At 56.8% G+C, this 26,722-nt stretch carries 24 protein-coding genes; 16 read left to right on the plus strand and 8 right to left on the minus strand.

Annotated features, from left to right (window positions below; genetic code table 11):
* Together VSS37_RS14970 and VSS37_RS14975 are read right to left on the minus strand one after the other, a co-directional pair.
* On the minus strand, nucleotides 1-1,074 hold the full coding sequence (locus VSS37_RS14970; protein WP_324696504.1) for a glycosyltransferase family 4 protein: 1,074 nt from the start codon (nucleotides 1,072-1,074) through the stop codon (nucleotides 1-3).
* Nucleotides 1,067-2,269 (minus strand): O-antigen ligase family protein, encoded by a 1,203-nt coding sequence (locus VSS37_RS14975; protein ID WP_324696505.1) that lies wholly within the window; start codon nucleotides 2,267-2,269, stop codon nucleotides 1,067-1,069. The genes VSS37_RS14970 and VSS37_RS14975 overlap by 8 nt, the downstream gene beginning before the upstream one ends.
* A gap of 214 nt (nucleotides 2,270-2,483) precedes the next feature.
* Here VSS37_RS14975 and VSS37_RS14980 point away from each other — a divergent pair, with 214 nt between their 5' ends.
* Entirely contained in the window at nucleotides 2,484-3,581 is a 1,098-nt protein-coding gene (locus VSS37_RS14980; RefSeq protein ID WP_324696507.1) for an acyltransferase family protein, read from the plus strand.
* Nucleotides 3,578-4,399, plus strand: a complete 822-nt coding sequence (locus tag VSS37_RS14985; protein WP_324696509.1) for a GNAT family N-acetyltransferase — start codon at nucleotides 3,578-3,580, stop codon at nucleotides 4,397-4,399. The genes VSS37_RS14980 and VSS37_RS14985 overlap by 4 nt, the downstream gene beginning before the upstream one ends.
* Here VSS37_RS14985 and VSS37_RS14990 read toward each other — a convergent pair.
* Nucleotides 4,371-5,756, minus strand: a complete 1,386-nt coding sequence (locus tag VSS37_RS14990; protein ID WP_324696511.1) for a pectate lyase family protein — start codon at nucleotides 5,754-5,756, stop codon at nucleotides 4,371-4,373. The two genes, VSS37_RS14985 and VSS37_RS14990, sit on opposite strands and share 29 nt — an antisense overlap.
* 387 nt (nucleotides 5,757-6,143) lie before the next feature.
* Here VSS37_RS14990 and ccoN point away from each other — a divergent pair, with 387 nt between their 5' ends.
* The 7 genes from ccoN to hemN all read left to right on the plus strand — a co-directional run bounded on the left by ccoN (nucleotide 6,144) and on the right by hemN (nucleotide 13,064).
* Entirely contained in the window at nucleotides 6,144-7,577 is a 1,434-nt protein-coding gene (ccoN, locus tag VSS37_RS14995) for a cytochrome-c oxidase, cbb3-type subunit I (protein ID WP_324696512.1), read from the plus strand.
* A gap of 13 nt (nucleotides 7,578-7,590) precedes the next feature.
* The gene (gene ccoO, locus VSS37_RS15000) at nucleotides 7,591-8,205 is read left to right on the plus strand and encodes a cytochrome-c oxidase, cbb3-type subunit II (RefSeq protein WP_324696513.1); all 615 of its coding nucleotides are present in this window, start codon (nucleotides 7,591-7,593) and stop codon (nucleotides 8,203-8,205) included.
* Between the two features lie 3 nt (nucleotides 8,206-8,208).
* Entirely contained in the window at nucleotides 8,209-8,391 is a 183-nt protein-coding gene (locus tag VSS37_RS15005) for a cbb3-type cytochrome oxidase subunit 3 (protein ID WP_375339148.1), read from the plus strand.
* Complete coding sequence (ccoP, locus tag VSS37_RS15010; RefSeq protein ID WP_324696514.1) at nucleotides 8,388-9,293, plus strand: cytochrome-c oxidase, cbb3-type subunit III; 906 nt, start codon at nucleotides 8,388-8,390, stop codon at nucleotides 9,291-9,293. Before VSS37_RS15005 ends, ccoP begins: the two co-directional genes overlap by 4 nt.
* A gap of 166 nt (nucleotides 9,294-9,459) precedes the next feature.
* Nucleotides 9,460-10,854, plus strand: coding sequence for a cytochrome c oxidase accessory protein CcoG (gene ccoG, locus VSS37_RS15015; RefSeq protein WP_324696515.1), 1,395 nt, complete (start codon nucleotides 9,460-9,462; stop codon nucleotides 10,852-10,854).
* A 17-nt stretch (nucleotides 10,855-10,871) separates the two neighbouring features.
* Nucleotides 10,872-11,378 (plus strand): FixH family protein, encoded by a 507-nt coding sequence (locus tag VSS37_RS15020; RefSeq protein WP_324696517.1) that lies wholly within the window; start codon nucleotides 10,872-10,874, stop codon nucleotides 11,376-11,378.
* Between the two features lie 300 nt (nucleotides 11,379-11,678).
* Nucleotides 11,679-13,064: an oxygen-independent coproporphyrinogen III oxidase gene (hemN, locus tag VSS37_RS15025; RefSeq protein WP_324696518.1), complete on the plus strand. Its 1,386-nt coding sequence runs from the start codon at nucleotides 11,679-11,681 to the stop codon at nucleotides 13,062-13,064.
* Between the two features lie 9 nt (nucleotides 13,065-13,073).
* Here hemN and fnr read toward each other — a convergent pair whose 3' ends face one another.
* Complete coding sequence (gene fnr, locus VSS37_RS15030; protein ID WP_324696519.1) at nucleotides 13,074-13,826, minus strand: fumarate/nitrate reduction transcriptional regulator Fnr; 753 nt, start codon at nucleotides 13,824-13,826, stop codon at nucleotides 13,074-13,076.
* A gap of 174 nt (nucleotides 13,827-14,000) precedes the next feature.
* On the opposite strand from fnr, the gene VSS37_RS15035 reads away from it, so the two are divergent.
* From VSS37_RS15035 to folK, 7 genes are all read left to right on the plus strand, one after another.
* Nucleotides 14,001-14,117: a DUF3149 domain-containing protein gene (locus VSS37_RS15035; RefSeq protein ID WP_324696520.1), complete on the plus strand. Its 117-nt coding sequence runs from the start codon at nucleotides 14,001-14,003 to the stop codon at nucleotides 14,115-14,117.
* Between the two features lie 82 nt (nucleotides 14,118-14,199).
* Nucleotides 14,200-14,985 carry a CDP-diacylglycerol--serine O-phosphatidyltransferase gene (gene pssA, locus VSS37_RS15040; RefSeq protein ID WP_324696521.1) on the plus strand — a complete coding sequence of 262 codons (786 nt, stop codon included), beginning with the start codon at nucleotides 14,200-14,202 and terminating at the stop codon, nucleotides 14,983-14,985.
* Between the two features lie 203 nt (nucleotides 14,986-15,188).
* The gene (locus VSS37_RS15045) at nucleotides 15,189-16,739 is read left to right on the plus strand and encodes a 2-isopropylmalate synthase (protein ID WP_324696522.1); all 1,551 of its coding nucleotides are present in this window, start codon (nucleotides 15,189-15,191) and stop codon (nucleotides 16,737-16,739) included.
* 228 nt (nucleotides 16,740-16,967) lie between these two features.
* On the plus strand, nucleotides 16,968-17,528 hold the full coding sequence (locus tag VSS37_RS15050; RefSeq protein ID WP_324696524.1) for a uracil-DNA glycosylase: 561 nt from the start codon (nucleotides 16,968-16,970) through the stop codon (nucleotides 17,526-17,528).
* Entirely contained in the window at nucleotides 17,521-17,994 is a 474-nt protein-coding gene (gene rimI / locus VSS37_RS15055; RefSeq protein WP_445971493.1) for a ribosomal protein S18-alanine N-acetyltransferase, read from the plus strand. The genes VSS37_RS15050 and rimI overlap by 8 nt, the downstream gene beginning before the upstream one ends.
* Nucleotides 17,995-18,118: 124 nt before the next feature.
* A complete protein-coding gene (gene pcnB, locus VSS37_RS15060) occupies nucleotides 18,119-19,441 on the plus strand; it encodes a polynucleotide adenylyltransferase PcnB (RefSeq protein WP_324696526.1) in 1,323 nt (440 codons plus the stop codon).
* On the plus strand, nucleotides 19,438-19,929 hold the full coding sequence (folK, locus tag VSS37_RS15065; protein WP_324696527.1) for a 2-amino-4-hydroxy-6-hydroxymethyldihydropteridine diphosphokinase: 492 nt from the start codon (nucleotides 19,438-19,440) through the stop codon (nucleotides 19,927-19,929). The genes pcnB and folK overlap by 4 nt, the downstream gene beginning before the upstream one ends.
* Here the strand turns inward: folK and VSS37_RS15070 are convergent.
* The 4 genes from VSS37_RS15070 to VSS37_RS15085 form a co-directional block, all read right to left on the minus strand.
* Entirely contained in the window at nucleotides 19,914-23,057 is a 3,144-nt protein-coding gene (locus VSS37_RS15070; protein WP_324696529.1) for an efflux RND transporter permease subunit, read from the minus strand. The two genes, folK and VSS37_RS15070, sit on opposite strands and share 16 nt — an antisense overlap.
* Nucleotides 23,054-24,154, minus strand: a complete 1,101-nt coding sequence (locus VSS37_RS15075) for an efflux RND transporter periplasmic adaptor subunit (protein WP_324696531.1) — start codon at nucleotides 24,152-24,154, stop codon at nucleotides 23,054-23,056. Before VSS37_RS15075 ends, VSS37_RS15070 begins: the two co-directional genes overlap by 4 nt.
* Nucleotides 24,151-24,795 carry a TetR/AcrR family transcriptional regulator gene (locus VSS37_RS15080; protein WP_324696533.1) on the minus strand — a complete coding sequence of 215 codons (645 nt, stop codon included), beginning with the start codon at nucleotides 24,793-24,795 and terminating at the stop codon, nucleotides 24,151-24,153. The genes VSS37_RS15075 and VSS37_RS15080 overlap by 4 nt, the downstream gene beginning before the upstream one ends.
* Before the next feature lie 61 nt (nucleotides 24,796-24,856).
* The coding region (locus VSS37_RS15085) for an efflux RND transporter permease subunit (protein WP_324696535.1) at nucleotides 24,857-26,722 on the minus strand (1,866 nt) is incomplete at its 5' end.

Genomic DNA, 26,722 nt, shown 5'->3' on the forward strand with positions numbered 1-26,722 from the left:
TTAAATTTCAAGCCACTGCCCGGCGATGGTGCTGAGCTTGAGGTGCTGGATTGCGGCTCTGCCCTGTTGGCGGAATGATTCTCGCAAGGATGGATTTTCCATCATATAATCAATAGCCTTTGAGAGTTCATCGGCATTTTCATTCTCTACGAGAATACCATTCACGCCGTGGGTGAGAATTTCATTCGGGCCAGTCGGGCAGTTTGTGGCGACAACTGGGCACTGGCAGGCCAACGCTTCTATTAATACATTGGGATAACCTTCATAACGGCTTGAAAGAACAAATAATTGGGCGTTGGCCAGGTAGCCGTAAGGGTTGTTGGCCGCGCCCTTGAGCCAGACTTTTTCCGTCAGGCCAAGGCCTGAAATCTGGCGTTGCAACCTGTCCCGTTGCGGGCCTTCGCCAAGGATCAGCAGGTCGGTGGTCTGTGACGCCTTGCTGCGGGCGAAGGCGGTGATCAACAGGTCGAAACCTTTTTGCGGATGCAAGCGTCCGATCGCCAGCAAATAGGGGCGTGGATGCCCGACAGGCTGGCGTTTCAGTATGTCTATGTCAGTAAAATTCAGTGGGTTTGGAATGCTGAGTGCATTATTTATGGCCAATTCCTGGCGTAAGATGTCGGCAATTGCATTGGAGACAGCAACGACCTTACGCGCGCGTGGATATAAAATGCGCATCATCCAGCGGGTAGCCGGGCTGAACTTGTGTGGGTTGTTGCGCACTGAAACGATTGCCGCAGGGCTGGCCAACAAGGTGGGAAAGTTGGCGCTTTCCATGAAAGAAAATATGTGGGCGTAGTGGTGTTGGCGAAATTGTTTGTGCAGTTTCCAGAATCGGCGCGCCAAGTTGGTGAGCTTGCCCAGGATGTTGGTGGTGGCCGGGCAGTTCAGGTCAACCAATGTGCCGCCATAGGGGTAGGCGGTCAGCCTGCCGTCAAACACAATCAGGTCGACAGTATGTGTGCGGGCGAAATGTTCGGACAATGATGCCGCCACCCGCTCTGCGCCGCCTTTGGTCAGGCTGTGGATGACGATGGCGATACGCTGGTTGGCTGGCAAGGGCGTGTCAGGCATGGGCTGCTTTTGCTCCTGCGGTCAGGTTGGTCATCGGCTTGATTCGCCAATGGATCGTTTGGTTGCTCTCCAGCCATGCATGGCTAATGAGCAGGCTGTAAAGGACCCAGGCAATTTTTTCCATGCTCCACTCGGTGGACATCTGCGCCAGCAGGAGACAACCCATCAAGGCAATCTGAAAGCTTCTGTCCTGTCGGGGAACCTGGGGCATCAGCTTGAACAGGAACAACAGGAAGCTGCTGAAGGTCAGCAAGCCGATTACGCCCGTTTCCACCAGCAGTGAAATGAAGCTGTTATGCGCACTTTCGGAGATGGAAAACGGGTTGACGACCTTGCGGAATGAGCCTAGCCCATTACCCAGGACAGGGTGTTCTTGCCAGGCCAGCATCCCGTATTTCCAGATGGTGGTGCGGCCCGTCAAGGTGCCGGATGAGGCTTCCTGCTCGATGGTGGAGAGGCGGTCGATGGATGTTTGTGGGATCAATGGCAGGGCCGCGATGACGGCGGTCAGCAGGAATGCGATGCTGACTGTGCGCCAGAATGGAGGGGTGCGCCGTAACACCACGATGGCGTACAGGAAACCGGCACTGGCGACGATAAAGCCGGTGCGGGACGCCGCCAGTGTGATGGCGGTGAAGGCCGCTGGAATGTAGAGGATGTTGATGATCCGCAGCAACCAATGGCGGCTTTCCATTAGCAGGTAAAGCGCGATGGGAACGCCTAGCCCCAACATGGCCGCCAGTTCGTTTTCATTGACGCCTTCGGCGGTGTAACGGTTGTAACTGTGTTGTTCACCGCTTAACCATGCCTGCAATGTAAAGAAAATAAGCACATACCCACCCAGAACCAAGGACTGCAAGGCTTCCTGTATATCTTCACGGGTGCGGACGAATTGCCACATCAGTAAGTTGAAGAGCAGCAATTGCAGCATGCTGAAAGCAAATTCTTCCGTCTTTTCCGGCCATACTGACCAAAAGTATGTGATGCTGACCCAGAGGGTGAACAGGCCTGCCCACAGGTGGATGGTCTTCAGGGGACGCACGCGGTTAGCCATGACAATGGCACCAATACCTGCGGCGAACGCCAGCAGGCCGGTTAGGCGCGAGAGTGTTCCCATGCCGGGGAGCTTCACCATGTCCTGCCAGGGAACTGAAAAAATGAAGATGACGATGAAGACATTGACTAGGCGTTGCATGCAAGCCATTCCTCTAAATAGGTTGTGAATCATCCTGTTACAGATGGCTTCTTGGATGAAGCGGGGCTTGGATGGAGGCGGTCATTTGCCAGATGAATGCAGGGCGTGCTGCGTTAATCGGTTGCTTTCGTCCGCCTGCGCGAACCGCTGGGGTGTTCCGATTGAACGCTGGGTAAGTTGTCTGGAATCCAAATCTTCACGCTAAGGAACGGCGATGAAACTTTACAGGCTGGAGGCCGTGCGTGGCGCGGCTGCATTTTATTTGGTGCTGCACCATACGTTGCCCCATGAAATCTGGTTATGGGGCGTCAATATTGGGATTTTTCTGCGGTTTGGGCAGGAATCGGTGATCACTTTTTTCTTGCTGTCAGGTTTCGTCATCCATTATTCGTGGAGCCTTTCCAGTGACCAGCGGTTCCGGGTTTATTTCCTGAAACGGTTTGCCCGTCTGTATGCGCCCTTATTGGTGGTGTTGCCGCTGACCTGGCTGATCAGTTCATGGCTTCAGGGCAGATGGCTTTCACCGGATTTTCCCACCCTGTTGGGAAACCTGCTGATGTTGCAGGACTTGCGGGATGGAACCCGGCCTGGCGCGTTGGTTGAGCCTTATATGGGCAATTTGCCTTTGTGGTCGCTGTCTTATGAGTGGTGGTTTTATATGCTGTATTTTCCGCTGGTGACCTGGGTGCGGGATTTTGGTTGGGGCACCCTGTTGGTGTTCGGCACCTCGCTGGCAGCGGCTATCGTCTATACGCTGGAGCCTGCCTATGTATTGCGCCTGTTGATGTATTTCGCTATTTGGTGGTCTGGTGTATGTCTGGCGGAAACATGGCTAGTGAAGCAACGGATTGGCTTCAGGGACGCATTGCCCGCCATCATTGGCTTGGGTGGCGTTTCTTTGATCTTGCTGATCAATCTGGCTGGTTGGTTGAAGCAGGGCAATGCATTGGAGGTGGGGTTCCACCCGTTTCTGGAGTTGCGCCATGTCAGTTTCGCCTTGTTGCTGATGGTGGCCGCCATTGCTTGGGGGAAACTTGATTGGATAGGTTTTGACTGGCTAGTGTGGCCATTCGTGGCGTTTGCGCCGATTTCTTATGCCTTGTATATCAGCCATATACATTTGATGCAAAAAGCGACCTGGTTGTCTTTTTTGGGTAACCCCTATCTGGAATGGTTGGGCTATCTGGCAATCCTGCTGGCGTTCAGCTGGTGGCTGGAGCGGAAGTTCTATCCAGTCGCCCGCCGGAAAATTCTCCGATGGGGGTTGCCAAACCGTGAAGCACAGGCATACAACCTGGAGGAAAGGGCATGACTGCGCTTTACGCCTATATCCCGTCCGACTTCAATGCGCCCGACCAGATTGTGTTGCCGGGGCATCCGCGCCCAGACGGTCGTTTATGCACGGATCTTCCTTTCATGCCCGCGCCGTATCTGGATTTGCCGGGCAGCCTTGCAGAATTTGAGGCGCTGTATCCGCAACGTTTTTGGAAGGAAATACGCCGCCGTTACCGGATGCTGGAGCGGCAGAAACAGGCTGTCGAATGGGTGGTTGTCACTGACGCGCCCGGCATGAGGCAGTGGTTGCCGCGCGCCAGGCGGTTATTTTTGCAACGCTGGGAAAAGCGCTATACCTCATGCCGGTGGGTTGATGACGATGGGTTTGCCGAGCATCTGCAAAGCGCGGCGAATCTGGCGGACGTCGGTAAGGCGCAATTGACGCTGTTGCTGTTGGATGGGGTGGTTGCAGCTTATGCCTTGAGCCTGCTGGATGGATGCTGTTGCTACATTTACCATCATGCCATTTTGATGGATGAGCGGTATAAGCCTTATGCGCTGGGCCGTTTGCTGTTTGACCGCATCATTCGCCAGTGCATTGCGCAGCGCTTGCAACGGGTTGATTTTATGCAGGGGAAGGGGGCGCACAAGTCGTTGTGGACTTCCCAGCAACGGGTGGTGCGGTGGCGTGTCACATCCCCGCAAACCTTGGGCGGCCACTTGCTGCATGGGCCAAAAGTGCTTTACTACTGGTTCAGGATACGGTTGCAGAACCAATTGGCGCTTAAGCGGAAATTACAGCGCCCCATTGCCTGGTTACGGGATTTTATGGCTTATCAACGGGTGTCAGGCTAAAAACCCATTCTTCTATATTGCTGTAACCATTGGCGTTTTTATCTTCGGTTGCATCAGGCTTGGCGGGGTTGAGCCCGTTTTTCCGTTCCCAGGCGTCAGGTATGCCGTCATTGTCCTGGTCTGCATCAGGCGCGCCTTTGGCGTAGTGGGGCCATCCGCCTGCATTGCGTTTGCAGCCGTGTCCCCAGCCTTTGTCTGTGGCAGTGACGCATTGGGGAATATCGCCACTGTATTGGCGGGTGTCTTGAATGGCCTTGGTGTCAACGGAATCGCGTTTGGGCAGCGTGGCGCCAACGGTCGGCAGCAGCTTTGCCGGGAGTGTCTGCGCCTTGTAGGTGGTGATGGCCGGGGCGGGGAATCGGAGGTTGGATTCCCATGCGTCAGTTGGCCACCCGCTGAGGCTGGCGTCAATGGGCAAAGGTTCAGGTTGTTCAGGGTCGCGGATGCTGAGGTTTTCTTCCAGAAATAACTTGTAGCCTTTGCTGGAATTGCGGGCGACGATTTCGGACATCTTCCGGTTGGAACTGGAACCCATGATGTAAAGGTTGTGGACAAGATTGACCTGCGGATTGCCAATGTCGCCCATGATTTCCGCCCCGTTGTATCCCCAGTCGTAAACGAGGTTGTTGACGACATCCACCACGCCGGTGTCGGTCTTGACACCGGGGTTGCGTTCCTCACTGTGGACAAGCAGGTTATGGTGCAGGCTGATGGAATGGGAGCCTTCCGACCCCAACAGGATTCCCCGGCTGCCGGGGCCTTCGTCGTTGGAGCCATTGTACAGGCTGGGGCCGATAACGCTGTTGCTGATGGTGATGTCATGCGCATCGTACCAACTGGAGACGATCTCATCGGTTCCCCAGGAGAAAGAGCAGTGGTCCAGCACGACATTGTAGGTTTGCGCGCCATCGGTTTTGCCTTCAGCACCGGCTATCGTCAGCGCATCGCGGCAACAGTTGGGTTTGTCGGCAGCCCCGGCGCGGAAACGGACATGCTGGATCAGGACATCATGGCTTGCAACCGTGAAAGGCTCCCGTTTGATGTCCGGCACGCCGGTGATCATGACGCCATCGCCTGGCGCTGTCTGGCCAAAAATGGATACGTAAGGATGGTCAATGGTCAAGTTGCTTTCCAGCCGGATGACGCCTCCGGTGGCAAAGACGATGATGCGCGGGCCGGTTTTTTCCACACAACTGCGCAAGCTGCCCTCCCCGGTGTCTTCCAGGGAGGTGACTTTACAGACGGTGCCTCCGCGTCCGCCGGATGTCAGTGATCCAAAACCTTCCGCGCCCGGAAAAACCGGCAGCGCATGGGCGTAGGTGATGCAGATGAAGTACAACAGCAGGGTGCGCAACATTGCTCGGCCTGATTATTGATATAGGTCAAGACTAGATAAAAAATTCCCTGGTGTCCATGCATGCTGTTGCTTATCAGACACAAATAATGCTGGCTTGTAACCAGAATTAGCGAAAAAGTGCTGTTTTTGCTTGGTGTTAATTTGTCATCTGATTGATAGTTGAACCTCTTTTTGTAAGTTTGTTTGATATAAATCAATAAACTTGTATTTCTTTGTTTTGTCTCTAATTCGCTACAGTTGATATTGATTTTAATCAAGCATGGGGTGTCCTCTCTGATAGATGCTCTATAAGCCGGACTATCTGTTTGTTCGATGGGTTGTTCCGCGCCTTCCCACACGGAATGTTCTAGGTGGCGAAGTTTGAAACTTACTGTTCGGAGGGACTTTATGCAAAACCAGCAGACCTACAATTACAAGGTCGTGCGGCAGTTTGCCATCATGACGGTGATCTGGGGGATCGTCGGCATGCTGGTGGGCGTTCTTATTGCTGCACAGTTACGTTGGCCGGAATTGAATTTCGACGTTCCGTGGCTCACGTATAGCCGTCTACGCCCCCTGCATACCAATGCGGTTATCTTTGCCTTTGGCGGTTCGGCGCTTTTTGCGACATCGTTGTATGTGGTGCAGCGCACCTGCCATACCCGTTTGATTTCTGATGGCTTGGCTTCATTTGTGTTCTGGGGTTGGCAACTGATTATCCTGCTGGCGGCGATTTCTTTGCCCTTGGGGTTCACCTCCGGCAAGGAATATGCGGAACTGGAATGGCCGATTGATTTGCTGATCACAGTGGTGTGGGTTGCGTATGCGGTTTTGTTCTTCGGCACGATCATGAAGCGTAAAACACCGCATATTTACGTGGCGAACTGGTTTTATGGCGCTTATATCATCACGATCGCTGTTTTGCATGTGGTCAACAGCGCTGAGTTGCCGATCGCTTTCTTCGGCGGCAGTTGGCTGAAGTCCTATTCCGCTTACCCAGGCGCCATGGATGCGATGACGCAGTGGTGGTATGGCCATAACGCGGTGGGTTTCTTCCTGACGGCGGCGTTCCTGGGCATGATGTATTACTTCGTCCCCAAACAGGCTGGGCGCCCGGTGTATTCCTATCGCCTGTCGGTTGTGCATTTCTGGGCGCTGATTTCCACCTATATGTGGGCCGGCCCGCACCATCTGCATTACACGGCGCTGCCTGACTGGACCCAATCCCTGGGGATGGTGTTCTCCCTGATCCTGCTGGCTCCCTCCTGGGGCGGCATGATCAACGGCATCATGACCTTGTCGGGCGCGTGGCACAAACTGCGCACAGACCCGATCCTCCGTTTCCTGATTGTTTCCCTGTCTTTCTACGGCATGTCCACGTTCGAAGGGCCGATGATGTCCATCAAGACAGTCAACGAGCTTTCCCACTACACCGACTGGACTATCGGCCATGTGCATTCCGGCGCGCTGGGTTGGGTGGCGTTGGTTTCCGTTGGCTCCTTGTATGCGCTGATCCCGAAATTGTTTGGCCGTGAAAAGATGTACAGCATCAAGCTGATCGAAGTCCATTTCTGGGTGGCGACGGTCGGCATCGTGCTGTATATCGCGTCCATGTGGATCGCGGGCGTCATGGAAGGCTTGATGTGGCGGGCAGTGAATGCTGACGGCACCTTGACCTACAGCTTTGTCGAGTCGTTGAAAATGGTTTATCCGTTCTACTTTGTACGTTTCCTAGGTGGCGTCCTGGTCTTGGGCGGGATGTTTATCATGGCGTACAACGTCTGGAAGACTGTCGCAGGGGCGCAAGCCGTTGATGACGCCATTCCTGCACCGGCCCACTAAGGAGGATTGAATCATGAGTGCTGGACATGCAGTCGTTGAGAAAAACGTGGGCCTGATGGCCATTTTGATCCTGGTCGTGGTGAGTTTCGGCGGGCTGGCGGAGATCGTGCCGCTGTACTTCCTGAAAGACACCACGGAGCCTGTCGAGGGTTTGAAGCCTTATTCGGCGCTGCAACTGGAAGGGCGCGACATCTATCTGCGGGAAGGCTGTTACAACTGCCATTCCCAGATGATCCGTCCATTCCGTGCGGAAACCGAGCGTTATGGCCACTATTCCGTCGCGGGTGAATTTGTCTACGACCATCCGTTCCAATGGGGTTCCAAACGCACTGGCCCCGACTTGGCGCGTGTCGGTGGGCGTTACAGTGATGACTGGCAGCGCGTGCACCTGAAAAACCCGCGTGACGTGGTGCCGGAATCCAATATGCCTGGGTTCCCGTGGTTGGCTGAAAACACGTTGGATGGCGCGGACACCGCCGCCAAGATGAAGGCCATGCAAACGCTGGGCGTGCCTTATACGGATGAGGAAATCGCCAAAGGTGCAGACGAAGTGAAAGGCAAGACTGAGCTGGATGCGCTGGTCGCTTATCTGCAAAACCTGGGCACTGTCATCAAGACCAAGCGGTGATGGATGATGGACTACAACGATTTCCGTGGGATAACGACGTTGATGGTGCTGATTGCTTTCTTTGCCGTCGTGTGGTGGGCGTACAGCAGCAAGCGCAAAAAGCGCTTTGAGGATGACGCCAACTCCATTTTCGATGAGCAGGAAGAAAAAATGCACGATGCGTCAGTTAAGGAGGTAGACAAATGAGTGGATTCTGGAGTGGTTGGATCATTCTGATCACATTGGGCAATATCTTTGCCTGTTACTGGCTGGTTCGCTGGACTTCGAAGAAGGCTCCGGGTGAGGCGGCGACGGGCGATGTCACCGGACATCGCTGGGATGACCTCGAAGAGTACAACAACCCGCTGCCACGCTGGTGGTTGTGGCTGTTCTATATCACCTTGGTGTTTGGCCTGGTGTATCTGGTGCTGTTTCCGGGTCTGGGGTCTTTCAAGGGCGTATTGGGCTGGGGTTCCCACGAAAGCCAGTATGAGGCTGAAATGGCGAAGGCGGCGGAAGCCTATGATCCGGTCTTCAAGAAGTTTGCGGCCATGCCGGTTGAGCAGGTCGCAACGGATGAAGACGCCAAGGGAATGGGCCGCCGCATGTTCCTGAGTTACTGTGCGCAGTGCCATGGTTCTGACGCGGGCGGTGCCAAAGGCTTCCCCAACCTGACAGACAATGACTGGTTGTATGGCGGGGCACCTGAGCAGATTGAACAGACCATCCTGAATGGCCGTCAAGGCGTGATGCCGCCGCACCCCGCGCTGAGTGCCGATGACCTTGACAAGGTGGCCAATTACGTCGCCAGTTTGAGCGGGCGCACCGAAGGCGTTGACACGGCCAAGGCTGAGGCGGGCAAGGCGCTGTATCCAACCATGGACTGCATTGCGTGCCATGGCGTGGATGCCAAAGGCAATCAGGCGATGGGTGCGCCTAACCTGACCGACACCACTTGGTTGTATGGCTCTTCCCTTGACACCATCAAGGAAAGCATCTCCAAAGGCCGTAATGGCACAATGCCAGCGCATGCCGATTTCCTCGGCGCGGACAAAGTCCATTTGTTGGCAGCGTATGTCTACGGGTTATCCCATTCGGCGGGCAAATAAGCCTCACTTCCACAGGCCGTCAACGGGCGGCCTGTTTCTTGATAAATGTCGTAAAAGTGTTTTATAAAACAACAAACTGTTTTGCAAACCACTTTTCGTCAAATAATTCCGGCCTCTTGCGTGCTAGCTTGCAAGCCTTGTGACTGGTCTGGCTGAAGGTGGTGAAATGTCTGAAAATCCTGTCAAAACTGACGCCGGGGATGGCAACGGCGGCAGCTTCTATCAAAAGCACAACAAGATTTATCCGCGCAAGACGAAAGGGTTGTTCACCAATCTGCGTAAGTTCTCAGTATGGGGTCTGCTGGGGTTGTACTACGTGCTGCCCTGGCTCAGGTGGGATGGCCAGCAACTGGTGCTGTTTGACCTGCCTGCGCGCAAATTTCACATTTTCGGCATGACTTTTTGGCCGCAGGATTTCTTCTATCTGGCGGTGTTGCTGATCCTGGCGGCGTTGCTGCTGTTTTTCGTCACGGCGTTGGCCGGACGTGTTTGGTGTGGTTATGCCTGCCCGCAAACGGTTTGGAGCGAAGTTTATATTTGGATTGAGCAATGGGTGGAAGGTGACCGCCCGCAACAGATCAAGCTCGACAAAGGGCCATGGGATCGGGCCAAAATCGGCAAAAAGGCGCTCAAGCAGGTGTTGTGGATATTCTTCTCACTATGGACAGGGTTTACCTTCGTTGGTTTTTTCGTGCCGGTGGAAACGCTGTGGTCTGATCTCGCCAGCGGTGTGATTGGCGGTTGGGCGTTGTTCTGGATCCTGTTCTACAGCGCCGCCACCTATGGCAACGCAGGCTTTCTGCGCGAGCAGGTTTGCCTGTACATGTGCCCTTATGCGCGTTTCCAGAGCGCCATGTTCGACAAGGACACCCTGATCATTTCCTACGATGAGGCACGCGGCGAACCGCGCGGCTCCCGCAAGCGTGGGGCGGACAAGCCTGCCAGCGTGGGGGATTGTGTGGATTGCACCCTGTGTGTGCAGGTTTGCCCGACCGGCATCGATATCCGTGATGGCCTGCAATACCAATGCATTGGTTGCGCCGCTTGCATCGACGCTTGTGACGGCGTTATGGACAAAATGGGTTATCCGCGCGGTCTGGTGCGCTATACAACCGAGCATGCCCTGAAGGGTGGGGTGACCCACGTCATGCGTGTGCGCACCTTCATTTATGGCGGGTTGCTGGCGGCGATCGCGTTGGCCTTGCTGTATTCCGTCTTGCACCGCGTGCCGTTGGAAATGGATGTCATCCGTGACCGCAACGCCCTGTACCGGGATAGCGGGGATGGCAATATTGAAAACATCTACACCCTGAAAGTCATCAATATGGATGAGCAGGAGCACCATTACGCCATTAGCGTTTCCGGCATTGAGGGAATGAAGCTGGTAGGCGCAGAAAATGTGGTGGTGCAGTCCGGCAGGGTGGCTGAAGTGCCGGTCAAGGCAGTGGCCAACCCTGACAAGATGGCTTCCCATAGCCAGGAAGTGATCTTCCATATTGAGGCAACGGACAGTCCGGCGCTGGTTGCAACCCAAAAGGCCCGTTTCCTCGGCCCGAATTGATCAAGGAGAATGACCGCATGTATGTTCAAGTTGAGGATGTCAAACCATGGTACAAGCAGTTTTGGCCATGGGCACTGATGGTGATGCCAGCTACAGCCGTGGTTGCTGGCCTTTATACGTATTCGTTGGCTGTTTCCACCCGCAGCGCGATGGTGGTGGATGATTATTACACTGAAGGCAAGGCGATCAACCAGTCGCTGGAGCGTGGGCGAAAGGCTGCAGCGTTGGGCTTGCATGGCAACCTGTCCCTGAATGGGCAGGCGGCGCGGTTGCTGCTTGACAATCCCAGCGTCCAACCCCTGCAACAGCTGGAGCTAAAGCTCTATCACGCCACGCTGGCGGATCATGACCAAGTGGTCATGTTGCACAATGCGGGAAATGGCGTATGGGCTGGCGAAGTGGCGCATCTGGCGGCAGGCCGATGGTATGTGGATCTGTTGCCGCAAGATGAAAGTTGGCGGCTGGAGGGCGTGTTGCCTGCCTCCAGCCCGATCGCCACTGTCGATTTGCAGCCAGCTTTGTAGGGATGCTTTTTCCAGGCGGATAATGCGTGTAAAAAGAAGGCCCTCCAAATGAGGGCCTAAGTGCTTTAGGGTATGTAGAGCGTTGTGAAGACCACCGGTTCAGAGGAGGTAACGAACATCAGCACCAGCAATCTCCACGGCACATTAGACCTATTTTCAGTAGGGTTTACAATCCGGCAAAATCTGGTTTCTTGATGCAGATCAATTATCTTTGATGTTTTATTTCAGGCGCTTGCAATTGTATATAGGTTGCAGCATGTATTATAAACTGCCTTGGTTTGGGTGGAAAAAGAGGTCATTATGAGCATAGTCCAATTCGATGCAGAGTTGATCCGCCGTTATGACACGGCGGGGCCGCGTTATACATCGTATCCAACGGCGGTTGCGTTTGGGTCTTTTACGGAAGATGAATACAAAGCGCATGCTTACATGAGCAATGAAGACCCCATCCCGTTGCCATTGTCGCTGTATTTCCATATCCCATTCTGTGACACGGTGTGCTTTTATTGCGCCTGCAACAAGATCGTCACCAAAGACCACGCCAAGGCGGCTGCCTATTTGCAATACCTGTTCCGTGAAATCGAAATGCAGTCCAAGCTGTATGACCGCGACCGGGTGGTGGAGCAACTGCATTGGGGGGGCGGCACGCCCACCTTTTTGAGCCATGATGAAATGCGGGCGTTGATGGAAAAAACCCGTCAGCATTTCGCCCTGCACATTACCGATGATGGCGATTACTCCATCGAGATTGACCCCCGTTCCGTGTCGGTGGAAACCATCGGGGTGCTGCGTGAAATCGGTTTCAACCGTTTCAGCCTCGGGGTGCAGGATGTGGACGCAAAGGTGCAGGATGCCGTCAACCGCATCCAGCCCATTGGGCAGACGGTTTCCATTATCGACGCCTGCCGCGCACAGGGTGCCAAGTCCATCAGCGTGGATTTGATTTATGGGTTGCCGTTCCAGACTGTCGACAGTTTCCGGCAGACGCTGGACACGATGATTGGCATCTCGCCCGACCGTATTTCCGTATTCAACTACGCGCACTTGCCGAATTTGTTCAAGCCGCAACGGCGCATCAATGAGGCTGACCTGCCGTCACCTGACACCAAGTTGCAAATCATGCAATTGGCTGTCGAGCATCTGACCGCCGCAGGCTATGAGTATATTGGCATGGACCATTTCGCCAAGCCGGACGATGAGCTGGCGCAGGCCCAACGGCAGGGGACGTTGCACCGTAATTTCCAAGGGTACACGACCCATGCGGATTGCGATTTGATTGGCATGGGGGTCAGCTCCATCAGCAGTGTGGCGGAGTGCTACAGCCAAAACGCCAAGACGCTGGAAGAATACTACGCCACCCTCGATACGGGGCATTTGCCGGTCATCAAAGGCTTGACCCTGGATGAGGACGATATATTGCGCCGTTATATTATTCAGCAACTGGCCTGCCATTTCCGGTTGGACTTTGGGCAGGTTGAGCGTTTCTTCTCGCTGGATTTTGCGGATTATTTCACGCGTGAACTGGAAGTGCTGCAAACCATGACGGAGGACGCCTTGTTGCAATTTACCCCAACAGGCTTGGAAGTTACGCCGCGCGGACGGTTTTTAATTCGCAATATCTGTATGGTGTTTGATGTGAGCTTGCGCAAACAAAGCGCGCAGCAGCGTTTTTCGCGGGTGATTTGAAACTGTTGTTTAGAGCACGTCGCTGGCCGGACGGCAGGTATGGTGGGCCAGTTGTTTGAGGCGGCTCATGTCGGCAATTTTTACCAAGCGGTGTTGGACAGAAATGATGTTTTCTTCCTGTAGCCGTGAAAACATGCGGCTGAGGGTTTCGACCGCCATCCCCAAATAATTGGCGAGGTCGTGGCGTGCCATCGGCAGGTTGAATTCATTGGCGGAAAAGCCGCGCTCCCGGTTGCGCTCTGACAGGCTGGAAAGAAAGGTGGCCAAGCGTTCTTCGGTGCGCATTTGCCCCAAAGTCAGCAGCAACATCTGTTCACGTTCGATTTCCGTGCCAATCTGGCGCATCATCTGCCCACGCATGGCCGGTAGTTTGCCGCACAATTCTTGGAAGTTTTCCATGCTTAACTCACACACCAGGGTATCGTCCAGCGCTTGCGCGTCGCAGGTATGCCGGTCGTGTGCGAAGGCATCAAACCCCAGCAAATCGCCAGGCAGGTAAAACCCCAGGATTTGTTCTTCGCCGTCCGGGGTGGAAAGGGAGGTTTTGACTGCGCCAGCCTTGACGGCAAAGATGGCGTGCTGGTTGTCATCGCGGTGAAAAAGGTAGTCTTTTTTCTTGATCTTGACGGTTTTATTGATGGAGTTTTCCAGTAAGTCCAGTTCCTCCCGTGTCAGGCCGCGCGGCAGGCATAACTCGCTCAAGCTGCAATTATGGCAAGCGATGGCGGCTTTCTTGGTGCTGTGTAAAGGAACTGTCTTCATGCCTCATTCCAAGCTGTGCGGATGATTGGATGGTTATTTCCTAACCCATTCCACGATTTTTCCCAATCGCTTGTAGTAATCGTTTTCTTGATGTGAATCAAAGCGCTGTGAGTGGGTTCGCCTAAACTTCAATTTTACACGTTTCGTGTTATTAGTATAGGAGCATAGGCTACCATGGCGGAACTACTCTTTGGAAGCTGGATGGGGATATTGACCATTATTGTCATTCTATTCATGGTGGTGATGATGGTTTATCTGGGTTGGGTGTTTGTGAAGAAGTCGGGCGAATAAGTCCAGGCGCAAAAATTCATTCCACTTTGCCAGGAGGCTGGCTAATATGCTGTTACGTTTGTGAACAGGAAATAATATTAAAGTGGAAGACCAACAACCAGAATGCCAGGCGGCCCCTCCCCGTAAAGGGATTTACCTGTTGCCTAATTTGTTGACCACCGGGGCAATGTTTGGTGGTTTTTATGCCGTGGTGGCGGCCATGCAGGGCAAGTTTGAAGCCGCAGCAATTGCAGTGTTTGTCGCCATGGTGCTGGATGGCCTGGATGGGCGGGTGGCGCGCATGACCAATACACAGTCAGAATTTGGTGCGCAATACGACAGCATGGCTGACCTGATTTCATTTGGCGTGGCTCCGGGGCTGGTGATGTACCAATGGGCGTTGGTGCATTTGCAGTCGTATGGCGTGACCTGGGGAAAGGCTGGTTGGCTGGCGGCCTTTGTTTATGTTGCATGCGCGGCGTTGCGTCTGGCGCGTTTCAATACCCAGATCGGGAAAGTGGACAAGCGGTTTTTTGTCGGGTTGCCCAGCCCTGCGGCGGCTGCGGTGATGGTGGGCATGGTGTGGGTGTTCCACGACCTGGACATTACCGGGCGGAATGTGCAGTTGCCCGCTTTGGCGCTGACGTTGGTGGTGGGGTTGTTGATGGTCAGCAATATCAGTTTTTACAGTTTCAAGGATTTTGACCTGCGCAACCGGGTGCCATTTGTGGCGGTGCTGATTGTGCTGCTGATATTTGCATTGACGACCATTGACCCACCGAAAGTGCTGTTTGGGGTGTTCCTGATGTACGCCTTGTCGGGGCCGGTGCTGTGGGCGTGGCGGCGTTACCGGCGTGTCCAACGGCGTAAGAAAGACATGGAGGCTTGAAGTCGCGTTTGCTTTGTTGTAGCGTTGGTTTCATGAAAATTCACCGCAATACACTGCTCCTGTCGTTTCTGCGACTGCCCGGCTGGGCGGTATAAGTTCCTACGCCCGGCGGGGCCACACGCGCTATCATTACATCCCCTTACAAAATAAAGTCCGGTTGCTTGTTTTATGATGATCGTGCAGCCGTGTTTTGGAGCAGAATCATGTCTAAAGAGCGTTTGATTATTTTTGACACCACTTTGCGTGATGGCGAACAAAGCCCAGGCGCATCCATGACGCAAGAAGAGAAAATCCGCATCGCCCTGATGCTGGAAAAAATGCGGGTGGATGTGATTGAGGCCGGTTTCCCGATAGCCAGCCCTGGCGATTTCGATTCGGTCAAGGCTATCGCCGGTATTGTGAAAGACAGCACGGTTTGCGGTTTGGCGCGCGCTTTGGAAAAAGACATCGACCGGGCGGCGGACGCCATCAAGCCCGCCAATTCCGGGCGTATCCACACCTTCATCGCCACCTCGCCGATCCATATGCAGAACAAACTGCGGATGACGCCAGACCAAGTGGTCGAGCAAGCAGTCTTTGCGGTGAAACGGGCGCGCAACCATACCGATGACGTCGAGTTTTCCTGCGAGGATGCGGGCCGTTCCGAGTTCGAATTCCTCTGCCGGGTGATCGAGGCGGCGATTGCCGCAGGTGCCCGCACCATTAACATCCCGGATACAGTCGGCTATCAGATCCCCTCCGTATTTGGCGAAATGGTCGGCAACCTGATCCGCACCATTCCGAATGCTGACCAAGCCGTGTTTTCTGTGCATTGCCATAATGACCTCGGGCTGGCGGTGGGCAACTCGCTGTCCGCTGTCCTGAATGGCGCGCGTCAGGTGGAATGCACCATCAATGGCTTGGGGGAACGCGCGGGCAACGCCTCGCTGGAAGAAGTCGTCATGGCGGTGCGCACCCGCGCAGACGTGTTCCCAGTCGAAACCCGTCTTGACACCGCCCATATCGTGCCGACCTCGCGTCTGGTCTCCAGTGTGACCGGCTTCCCGGTGCAGCCGAACAAAGCCATTGTCGGTGCCAATGCGTTTGCGCATGAATCCGGCATCCATCAGGACGGCGTGCTCAAGCACCGCGAAACCTACGAAATCATGCGCGCCCAGGATGTTGGCTGGAGCGACAACAAAATCGTGCTCGGCAAACATTCCGGACGCAACGCATTCAAAACCCGCTTGCAGGAATTGCATATTGAGCTGAAATCGGAAGAAGAGCTCAATGCGGCATTCTCCCGCTTCAAGGATCTGGCTGACCGCAAGCATGACATCTACGACGAAGACCTGATGGTGCTGATGATGGATGCGCGCGCCGCCCAGGAACGCACCGTGTACGAACTGGTTTCTTCCCATGTCTGTTCGGAAACCGGCGAAGCGCCCAACGCCCGCGTCACCCTGAAAGTGGAAGGGGTGGAGCATGCGGCGACGGCGGCGGGTGGCGGCCCGGTTGACGCCGTTTACAAAGCGATTGAAGCCATTGTCGGCGAAAGCGCCAACCTTGCGCTGTATTCCGTCAACAATATCACCAGCGGCACCGACGCCCAGGGTGAAGTGACGGTGCGGCTGGAAAAAGGCGGGCGCATCATCCACGGCCACGGTGCAGACACGGACATCGTGATTGCTTCCGCCAAGGCTTACGTGGACGCCTGGAACAAGCTGGCCAGCCAGTCAATGCGCGAGCATCCGCAGCATCACCAGGGGGTGTAAGCGCCCGTGGATGCGCAATTGCGGAGCAGGTACATGCAGGCGATGGGGATTCCGGTGTGGAAGCCGAAGGATGTGCCTCTGCCCCCTGCCTCCCATCCTGACCTCCCCTCGCAAGGGGGGAAAGGACAAGAACTGTTCCCAGCTATCGGTTTTACCTCATCACTCCCTTCCCCCCTTGTGGGGGAAGGGTCAGGGAAGGGGGGGGAGCCATGCCCCAACTGTTCCCAAATGGATTGGGAAGAACTGGGTGCCATGGTCGTCGCCTGTACCCGCTGCGCCATTAGCCAGACCCGCTCCCGAACAGTGTTCGGCGTTGGCGACCGGCAAGCCGACTGGATGGTGATCGGCGAAGCGCCCGGTGCAGAGGAAGACCGGCAGGGCGAACCTTTCGTCGGCAAGGCAGGGCAACTGCTCACCAATATGCTGCTGGCGATCGGGATGCGGCGTGAAACCGTGTACATCGCCAATGTCCTTAAGTGCCGCCCACCCAATAACCGCGACCCCAAGCCGGATGAGGTCAGCAATTGCCGGGGCTATCTGGAACGTCAAATTGAGTTGGTCAATCCCGCACTGATCCTGGTGGTGGGGCGTATCGCCGCCCAAAACCTGTTGCAAACCGACGCCCCATTGGCGCGTTTGCGCGGGCGGGAGCACCGTGCCCCGCTGACCGGGACGCCGGTGGTTGTCACTTATCACCCTGCCTACCTGCTGCGCCAGCCTGCCGACAAGCGCAAGGCATGGCAGGACTTGTTGTTCGCTCGTGAAATAACCGATCGCCGCCGTGTCTGATTATTCTGTCGCCAAACCGGATTTCCTGCCGCTGCGCCCAATGACCGCTGAGGACGTGGATGCCGTGATGCAGGTCGAGGAACGCGCTTATCCCTATCCCTGGACGGCGGGAATCTTCCGCGACTGTATCCGGCATGGCCATTCATGCTGGATTTATGAACAGAACGGGACAATCATCGGGTATGCTGTGGTCATGTTTGTGCTGGATGAAATGCATCTGCTGAATATTTGTATCCGCCCCGACGATCATGGCAAAGGTTTAGGCGGCCGTTTGCTGAAAACGCTGGAACGGATTGCGCGCGGGGCCAAAGCTGAAACCTGTTTTCTGGAAGTGCGCCAGTCCAATTTTCCCGCCATCCGCCTCTATCTGAACGCCGGTTTCAACGAAATCGGGTTGCGCAAAGCCTATTATCCTGCGGCTTTTGGACGTGAAGACGCCATTGTCATGGCGAAAACCTTATTGTAAGTGTTGTAAGAATGTTGCAGGCAGGGTAGGTATTGGCGCATTGTAGTAGTATTATTACCACTTTTGGAGTGGGAGAACTTGCCATATTGTGTGTAAAACGGAATTTGCAGAGCCAGTTAGGCTGGTGAATACAGGGGAAGCGGCGCATGTGCCCTCCGCTGTGCATCACATTCCCGCCGATAAAGTCTGTGGGCGTGCCAAGGATGTGATCCGGCGCTTGCAGAAAGCGGGGTATGAGGCTTATTTGGTCGGTGGTTGTGTGCGCGACCTGCTATTGGGGCGCACGCCAAAGGATTTTGACATCGCCACCAGCGCCCGCCCGGAAGAAATCCGCAAACTGTTCAATTCCTGCCGCCTGATTGGTCGGCGGTTTCGGCTTGCCCACATTTATTACGGGCGTGATTATCTGGAAGTGGCGACTTTCCGCGCTCCGCATGACGAAGGGGTGGATGGCGGCAAGGTCAATGACGAAGGCCGCATCATTAACGACAACGTCTACGGTACGCTGGAAGAGGATGTCTGGCGGCGTGATTTCACCATCAACGCCTTGTTTTATAACCCCAGTAATGGCGAGCTGCTGGATTTCGTCAACGGCTTGGAAGATTTGCGCCATGGCAAAATCCGTCTGATTGGTGAGCCGGAAAAACGCTTCCGTGAAGATCCGGTGCGGTTGCTGCGTGCCATCCGGTTTGCCGCCAAGCTCGGTTTTGAAATTGAAGGGCATACCCGTGCGCCGATGGCTTCCATGGCAATCCTGCTGGAGGCTGTTTCATCCGCCCGCCTGTTCGATGAGATCATCAAGCTGTTGCACAGTGGCGATGGTTTGGCCACTTACCGTCTGTTGTGTGAGTATGGCGTATTGCAGCACCTGCTGCCTTTGACGGCGGAAAGCCTCGAAGAGGACACCAGTGGCAATTTTGCCCGCATGGTGGAGCTGTCGTTGGGCAATACGGACCAGCGGATTGCGGAAGGCAAATCGGTGATGCCCGCATTCCTGTACGCAGTTTTGCTGTGGCACAAGGTGCAAATGGCGGCGCTGGCGTTGAAAGTGGGCGGGACGCCGGAAATCCAGGCGCTGCATCTGGCGGCGACCGATGCATTGCGCGACCAGGTGGATTTCACCGCCGTGCCACGCCGTTACAGCAATATCACCCGCGAAATCTGGGCCTTGCAGTCACGTTTCCATCATCGGGATTTGCGCCGCGCCAGTACCCTGCTGGGAAATGCGCGTTTCCGCGCCGCCTACGATTTCCTCTGCCTGCGGGCTGAAGCGGGCGAACCGGTGCAGGATGACGCCAACTGGTGGGGTGATTTCCAGCAAGCCACGCCTGAAGGGCGTCAGGAACTCTGCAAGGGGGCGCACAACAAAAAGGGCAGCTTGCGGCGGCGCAAACGGCGCAAGAAAAGCAGCAACGGCGATGCTGCTGGAGGGTCGTCCGCCGAATGACGCCTGTCATTTGCTACATTGGCCTGGGTGGCAATCTCGGCAATCCGGTCGCCAACTTGCACTCGGCCATCGCCCGGATTGCGGCTGTTGCGGGCATTGAATTGCGCGGTGTTTCCCGTTTCTACCTCAGCAAGCCGATGGGGCCACAGGATCAGCCCGATTATGTGAACGCTGTGATTTGTGTGAAAACCACGCTTGAGGCGCATGCGCTGCTGCAAACCCTGTTTGAAGTGGAGCGGGAGCATGGCCGGGAGCGTAGCCCCGGTTTGCGTTGGGGGCCACGCACGTTGGATCTGGATTTGTTGCTGTATGGGATGGAAACGGTCGCCGCCCCGGATTTGCGTGTGCCGCATCCGGGCATCTGTGAGCGTTCCTTTGTGGCGTTGCCGCTGGCGGAGCTGGCACCTCGGCTAATTTTGCCGGACGGACGCCGCTTGCAGGGCTGCCTGCAAGCATTGGCGTGTGACGACCTTCATCCATTGGCCTGAGCGGGGACGTGTTCGAACGCTTTCCGCCCTTTCGCCAGCTTGAACCAGACGGCGTAAACGGCAGGCAGGAACAGCAATGTCAGCAGTGTCGCCACCAGCAGCCCACCCATAATGGCGATCGCCATCGGCCCGAAGAATACGCTTTCGGAAAGCGGGATCATCGCCAAGATCGCCGCCAGCGCCGTCAGCATGATCGGGCGGAAGCGCCGCACTGCGGCTTCCACCACCGCTTCATGTGGGATATGCCCCTCGGCAATATTGCGTTCGATTTGGTCCAGCAGGATCACCGAGTTGCGCATGATCATGCCGGAGAGCGCAATGGTTCCCAGCATCGCCACGAAACCGAACGGCTTGTCGAACAACAGCAGGAACAGGGTCACGCCAATCAAGCCGAACGGCGCGGTCAGCACCACCATGATGACGCGCTGGAAGCTCTGCAACTGGATCATCAGCAAGGTCAGCACCGCCACGATAAACAGCGGGAAGCCAGCGCCGATGGAGGTGTTGCCCTTGGCGCTTTCCTCCACCGCGCCGCCGGTTTCCAGGCGATAGCCCAGCGGCAGGCTGGCGCGGATGTCCGCCAGCTTTTCCTCCACCTGCGCAGTGACGGTCGGTGCCTGAATCTTGCTGTAAATGTCGCCGCGCACGGTAATGGTCGGGGTGCGGTTGCGGTGCCAAATAATGCCTTCTTCCTGCCCATATTCGATTTTGGCCAGTTGTGACAGGGGTACGGTCTTGCCGGTGGATGTCGGCACGTTCAGCCCCGCCAGCCGGGAAATTTTGTCGCGCTCGCTTTCATCGCCGCGCAGCAGGATGGGGATGGTCTGATCCTGTTCGTGGAACTCACCGATGGGAGCGCCGTCCAGCGAGCTTTGCAACAGTTGCGCCAGGGCGGATTGCGTGACGCCCAGGCTGATCGCTTTCGCCGTATCCGGCTTGAGGCGGATGGCCTTGCTGCGTTCGTTCCAATCCAGATGCACATTGACCAGGTTGGGGTTGGCGCGCATGACGGTGGCGATACGTTCCGCCAAGGCGCGCAGTTCCCACAGGTCGTCGCCGGAGACGCGAAACTGTACCGGATAGCCAACCGGCGGGCCGTTTTCCAGGCGGATGACGCGCCCGCGCGCCAGACTGAAATCCGGATTGCCGTCGAGCTGCTCTATCAGTTTGCTGCGCAGGGCTTCCCGGTCAGGGATGCTTTTGGTGGTGATGACGAACTGCGCAAAGCTGGCGGCAGGCAGTTGCTGGTCCAGCGGCAGGTAGAAACGCGGCGAACCGTCGCCAGTGTACGCCACAAAATTGTCGATGTGTTCCTGCTGGGTTTTGAGGAAGCTTTCCAGCTTGCTGGCTTCAGCGCTGGTGGCTTGCAGGGAGGAACCTTCCGGCAGCTTCAGATCCACAATCAGCTCCAGTCGGGTGGCGTCCGGAAAGAACTGTTGCTGGACGAACTGGAACAGGAACAACGACCCGGCAAAGGCCGCGATGGTCAGCAAGATGACGGTGAGTGGGTATTGGACGCAGGTTTTGATCAGGCGGCGGAACCAGCGGTAAAAGCCATCCGCCAGATGGTGTTGGGTGTCCAGGAACGGTTTCAGCAACCGGGCGATGCGCCCACTCGCGGCCGACTGTGGATCGTGTGGCGTATGTTCCGGCAACAGCTTGTAGCCCAGGTACGGGATCACGATAACGGCGGCGAACCACGAAATCACCAGGGCGATGGTGACCACTTCGAAGATCGAACGGGTGTATTCCCCCACCGATGATTGCGCGGTCGCAATCGGCAGGAAACCGGATGCGGTCACCAGCGTCCCGGTCAGCATTGGGAATGCGGTGGTGGTGTAGGCGAAGCTGGCCGCTTTCACGCGCTCCCAGCCTTCTTCCATTTTCACCACCATCATTTCAATGGCGATAATGGCGTCATCCACCAACAGGCCCAGCGCCAGCACCAGCGACCCCAGGGAAATCTTGTGGAGGCCGATGTTGAACAGGTGCATGCTGAAAAATGTTGCCGCCAGCACCAGCGGGATGGACAGCGCCACCACCGTGCCAGCACGCATACCCAGGCTGAAAAAGCTGACTGCCAGCACAATCACCACGGCTTCGAACACCACCTCCAGGAATTCGCCGACCGAACGCTTGACCGCAGTGGGCTGGTCGTTGACCCGATGCAGCTCCATCCCCACCGGCAACTGGTTGCCGATACGCGCCAAGGCTGCGTCCAGGGATTTGCCGAGTGCGATAATGTCGCCACCCTTGCGCATGGAGACGCCGATGCCCAATGCGTCCTGCCCCATGTAACGGAAGGTGGCGTTGGGCGGGTCGACATAGCTGCGTTTGACTTCAGCGACTTCCCGCAGGCGGATGGTGCGGTCGCCGATGGTGACCGGCAGGTTGCGGATGTCTTCCAAATTGGTGAAGACGCCTTCCGGGCGCACGTAAATACGGTCGCTCTTAGTGTTGTAGGCTCCCACGGCGCTGATGGCGTTTTGCGCTTGTAGGGTGCTCACCAACTGCTGCACGCTGAACCCCAGGTTGGCCAGTTTGCTGTTGGAAAGCTGGATGTAAACACGTTCAGCTTGCTCGCCAATCGGCAGAATCTTCGCCACATCGGGAATGCGCAGCAATTCTTTGCGGATATGGTCAGCGGCGTCCCGCAATTGGGCGTAGCTGAAGCCGTCGCCGGTCAGGGCGAAGATATTGCCGAAGGTTTCGCCAAATTCATCGTTAAAAAAAGGGCCAAGCACGCCTTGCGGCAGGTTGTTTTCAATATTTTCGGTACGCTTGCGGATGTCGTAAAACATGTCATCCATTGCGTTGGAAGGCGCATTGTCCTTGGCGATGACGAAAATGTTGGCGGCTCCAGGGCGCGAAAAGCTGCGCACTATGTCGACATAATCGGTTTCCAGCAGGGTTTTCTCGATGCGGTCGGTAACTTGCGTCTCCATTTCCCGTGCGGTCGCACCCGGCCAGTAAGCCTGCACCAGCATGACCTTGAAGGTGAAGGGTGGGTCTTCCGATTGCCCCAGCTTGTTGTAGCCGAACACACCCAACGCCAAGGTCATGACCATCAGGTAGAGGACGAAATTGCGGTGGCGCAGCGCCCATTCCGACAAGTTGAAGCCGCTCATGAACCCGCCTCGCTGCGGCTGCGTTCAGCGCCTGCGCCGTCATAAGGGACGGGGTTGATGGTTTGCCCTGCGCTTAGTTTATGTACGCCCGCCGCGATGACCTGGGTTCCGGCAGGCAGGCCGCTGACGGTGACGCCATCTTCCTGATAAGCGCTGACGCTGATGGGTTTGAGGCTGACCTGATGGTTCGCGCCCAGCACCCACACGGCGGTTTGTTTGCCTTGCTGGAACAGGGCGGATGCTGGCAGCCAACTGGTTTCGCCGTTATTAGCGCTGGTGAGGATGACATCCGCCGTCACGCCTAGGCGCAAATCCTGGGGTGGGTTCAACAGGCTGATCTTGACCAGGAAACTGCGGGTGGCGTCGGCAGATGGGGACACCTCGCGCACTTTGCCCTGAAAGGTGGTGTCCGGCCCCGACCAGGGTTTGATGTCGACCAGTGTTCCGCTCTTGAGCGTCTGGGCAGTGCTTTCGCCCACATGGATTTGCGCTTCCCGCTCCCCCTCGTAGGCGATATGGACGATGGGCGTCCCGGCGGCCACCACTTGCCCGGCTTCGGCGTAGACGGCGGTGATGACACCCGGCTGGTCGGTGGCCAATTCCGTGTAACCTGCCTGATTGCCGCTGAGTTTGAGCTGGGCTTTGGCGGAGGCGACCCGTGCGGCGGCGGCGTCATAAGCCGCTTGGGCGGCATCCAGGGAGGATTGGCCGATGAACTGTTTACGGCGTAATTCGGCGACCCGCGCCAGTTCGGCCTTGGCGTTGCCGTAATCGGCTTCAGCGGCGGCGACGGCGGCTTTGGCGCTGGCGAGGCTGAGGCTGAGGTCGGCGGTGTCGAGTTGCGCCAGGGGTTGCCCGGCGGTGACGGCGTCGCCTAGGTCAACCCGGCGGGCAATGAGTTTGCCGCCTACCCGGAAGGAAAGGTCAGCCTCGTAACGCGCCTTGATTTCGCCGGAATAGGTGACGCTGGCGGCGGTTTGCTGGTTGTCGACCGTCCAGACTTGGGCGGGGCGGATGATGTCAGCTTCGGTGGCGGGTTCCTTGCAGGCGGCCAGCGCCAACAACAGGCAAAAAGGCAGGCAAGCGATGGGCTTCATGTGACCTCCGATGTCATTAATGCGCCGTTCCAAAGCGATTTCAGGGCGGCCTCCAGCATTTGCAGGTAATCATCCGTGCATGCCGGGGCAAGGGCGCGTTCCTTCATCAGCTCCTTGAGGGGGGAAGGGCGCATCAGTTGCCACAACCCCAGGAACAGGGCGTAGCTTTGCATCATCAGCGCCGGGGTTGCCTGCGGGAAATGGCAGCTCAACGCCAGCACGAGATCCTCCAACTGGCGGTAGGTTTGCTCCTTGAAGGCAAACGCGGTTTCCAGTGGAATCTGCCGCTCCAGCAGGCCGTGGCACAGGCTCGCCACCGGCAGGAAAGCAGGAAAGTTCAGCAAAAAAGCACGGTTGACGGCGAACAGGTCATCCAGCGCCATCGGCTGGTTGGGTTGGTTGGCGCGGGCTTTCAGGCGGTTGAAAAACGTGTCGACGTGCCGCCCGTGGATGGCGAGGAACAGCTCTTCCTTGCTGCGGAAATACAGGTAGACCGTGCCTTTGGCAACACCGGCGGCGCTGGCGATGTCGGCGACGTTGGACATGCGTTCCGGCTGCGAAAGCCAGAGTTGCTCGGCGGCGTCAAGGATGGCTTCGCGGCGCAACTCTTTATCTTCGGGGTTGGTGGCTCTGATCTGCATCTAAATGACCAATGGTCAGTTGTTTGGAATGATTCTAGGTGACCGTCAGTCAGTTGTCCAGTCAGCTGGTTTGGGCACGGCGCGTAAACACTCCCTTAAATTTCTTCAAGCCATCATCCACCAGTGTGAACACCACCGGCACCACCAACAGGCTGAGGAAAGTGGAGGCGATCAGCCCGCCAATCAGCACAATTGCCATCGGTGCACGGAAACTGGGGTCGGCACCTAACCCCAACGCGGTCGGCAGCATGCCCGCGCCCATCGCAATCGAGGTCATCACAATGGGGCGCGCCCGCTTGTGGCAGGCGTCGACCAGCGCTTCAAAACGTCCCAAGCCGTGTTCATGCAGCCCCAGCATGGCGTAATCCACCAGCAGGATCGAGTTCTTGGTCACAATCCCCATCAGCATCAGCAGGCCAATGACCGAGGGCATGGAAAAACTGTTGCCTGTCACCAGCAGCGCCAGCAAGGCACCGCCCACCGATAGCGGCAGCGCCGCCAGGATGGTCAGGGGTTGCAGGAAATCGTGGAACAGCAGCACCAGCACGATGTAGATGCACATCACCCCGATCAGCATGGCCGTGCCGAAACTGCCGAACAGTTCGCCCATGGTTTCGGCGTCGCCGACATTCTGGCGGCTCACCCCGGCAGGCAGGTGTTGCAGGCTGGGCAACTGGTCAGCCGACGCCATCACTTCGCCGAGGCTGCGCCCATTCAGCTCCACCTCCAGTGTGACATTTTGCCTGCGGTCAAAGCGGGCAATTTGCGCCGGGCCGCCACCCATGTGGATGTCCGCCACGCTGGCGAGGCTGACCATGCCATTGTTGCCCGGAATATTGAGCTGCTGTATCTGCGCCAGATCTTCACGGAAGCTTTTGTCCAGCCGCACCCGGATCGGCAACTGCCGCTGCGGCAAATTGAGCTTGGGCAATTGGGCGGCAAAGTCGCCGCTGGTGGCCATCTGGATGGTGCTGCTCAAGGCCTGCGCGGTCACCCCGGCATCGGCGGCGCGGGCGAAATCCGGTGTGATCTGGATTTCCGGGCGTTGCAGGCTGGCGCTGGAGTTGATGTTGCCCAGCCCCGGCAAGGTGCGCAGGTCGCGCACCACAGCGCTGGCGGCGCGTTGCAGGCTGGCGCTGTCTTCGCTGGACAGCACGATCTGCATCTTCTCGCCGCCCAGCCCCACTGTCACCCGCGCACCCGGCAGGTTTTGCAGGCGGTCGCGGATGTCGGTTTCAATCGCGCTCTGGCTGCGGTGGCGCTGCTTGCGGTGCTTGATCACGATGCTGAGGGTGGCCTTGCGGGCGTCCACGCCCATGCCCATGCCAAAGGGGCCGCCATCGCCCGCATCATAACCGACTGTGCTGAAGACGCGGGTGATCTCCGGGATGCCTTGCAGGATGTGGCGTGCCTGTTCGGCGCTGCGCTGGGCGTCATCCAGGCTGCTGCCGGGGGCCAGCTCCAGTTTGACCGCCGTGAGGGTGTTGTCATCGGGCGGCAGGAAGCCCGTGGGCAACAAGGGGACAATGGCCAGCGACGCCACAAACAGCGCCAGGGCGCTTGCCAGGGTGATGAGCCGGTGCTTCAGGCACCATTGCACCGCCCGCAGGTAGCGCGACATGATCGGGCCGTCCTCAGCATGGATGCGCTTGGGCGCTTTCAGCAGGTAGGCCGCCATCATCGGCGTCAGCAGCCGCGCCACCACCAGCGAGAAAAACACCGCGACGGCGGCGGTGATGCCAAACGGCTCGAAGAATTTGCCGACGATCCCGCCCATGAAGGCGGTGGGCAGGAAGACCGCTATCAGCGTGAAGGTGGTGGCGATGACGGCAAGGCCAATTTCATCCGCCGCCTCCATCGCCGCCTGGTACGGGGTCTTGCCCATGCGCAGGTGGCGTTCGATGTTTTCCACTTCCACGATGGCGTC

The organism is Candidatus Thiothrix phosphatis (assembly GCF_035668035.1).
Lineage (GTDB): Bacteria > Pseudomonadota > Gammaproteobacteria > Thiotrichales > Thiotrichaceae > Thiothrix > Thiothrix phosphatis.

Excerpts from the sequence above, each read along its gene's own strand:
- VSS37_RS14980 (WP_324696507.1), top strand. The coding sequence starts at position 2,484 with ATGAAACTTTACAGGCTGGAGGCCGTGCGTGGCGCGGCTGCATTTTAT.
- ccoN (WP_324696512.1), top strand. The coding sequence starts at position 6,144 with ATGCAAAACCAGCAGACCTACAATTACAAGGTCGTGCGGCAGTTTGCC.
- VSS37_RS15035 (WP_324696520.1), top strand. The coding sequence starts at position 14,001 with ATGGCGGAACTACTCTTTGGAAGCTGGATGGGGATATTGACCATTATT.
- VSS37_RS15050 (WP_324696524.1), top strand. The coding sequence starts at position 16,968 with ATGGATTGGGAAGAACTGGGTGCCATGGTCGTCGCCTGTACCCGCTGC.
- VSS37_RS15075 (WP_324696531.1), bottom strand. The coding sequence starts at position 24,154 with ATGAAGCCCATCGCTTGCCTGCCTTTTTGCCTGTTGTTGGCGCTGGCC.
- ccoG (WP_324696515.1), top strand. The coding sequence starts at position 9,460 with ATGTCTGAAAATCCTGTCAAAACTGACGCCGGGGATGGCAACGGCGGC.
- VSS37_RS15070 (WP_324696529.1), bottom strand. The coding sequence starts at position 23,057 with ATGAGCGGCTTCAACTTGTCGGAATGGGCGCTGCGCCACCGCAATTTC.
- VSS37_RS15005 (WP_375339148.1), top strand. The coding sequence starts at position 8,209 with ATGATGGACTACAACGATTTCCGTGGGATAACGACGTTGATGGTGCTG.
- VSS37_RS15020 (WP_324696517.1), top strand. The coding sequence starts at position 10,872 with ATGTATGTTCAAGTTGAGGATGTCAAACCATGGTACAAGCAGTTTTGG.
- fnr (WP_324696519.1), bottom strand. The coding sequence starts at position 13,826 with ATGAAGACAGTTCCTTTACACAGCACCAAGAAAGCCGCCATCGCTTGC.
- VSS37_RS14975 (WP_324696505.1), bottom strand. The coding sequence starts at position 2,269 with ATGCAACGCCTAGTCAATGTCTTCATCGTCATCTTCATTTTTTCAGTT.
- VSS37_RS14985 (WP_324696509.1), top strand. The coding sequence starts at position 3,578 with ATGACTGCGCTTTACGCCTATATCCCGTCCGACTTCAATGCGCCCGAC.
- ccoP (WP_324696514.1), top strand. The coding sequence starts at position 8,388 with ATGAGTGGATTCTGGAGTGGTTGGATCATTCTGATCACATTGGGCAAT.
- ccoO (WP_324696513.1), top strand. The coding sequence starts at position 7,591 with ATGAGTGCTGGACATGCAGTCGTTGAGAAAAACGTGGGCCTGATGGCC.
- VSS37_RS14970 (WP_324696504.1), bottom strand. The coding sequence starts at position 1,074 with ATGCCTGACACGCCCTTGCCAGCCAACCAGCGTATCGCCATCGTCATC.
- VSS37_RS15080 (WP_324696533.1), bottom strand. The coding sequence starts at position 24,795 with ATGCAGATCAGAGCCACCAACCCCGAAGATAAAGAGTTGCGCCGCGAA.
- VSS37_RS15045 (WP_324696522.1), top strand. The coding sequence starts at position 15,189 with ATGTCTAAAGAGCGTTTGATTATTTTTGACACCACTTTGCGTGATGGC.
- folK (WP_324696527.1), top strand. The coding sequence starts at position 19,438 with ATGACGCCTGTCATTTGCTACATTGGCCTGGGTGGCAATCTCGGCAAT.
- VSS37_RS14990 (WP_324696511.1), bottom strand. The coding sequence starts at position 5,756 with ATGTTGCGCACCCTGCTGTTGTACTTCATCTGCATCACCTACGCCCAT.
- hemN (WP_324696518.1), top strand. The coding sequence starts at position 11,679 with ATGAGCATAGTCCAATTCGATGCAGAGTTGATCCGCCGTTATGACACG.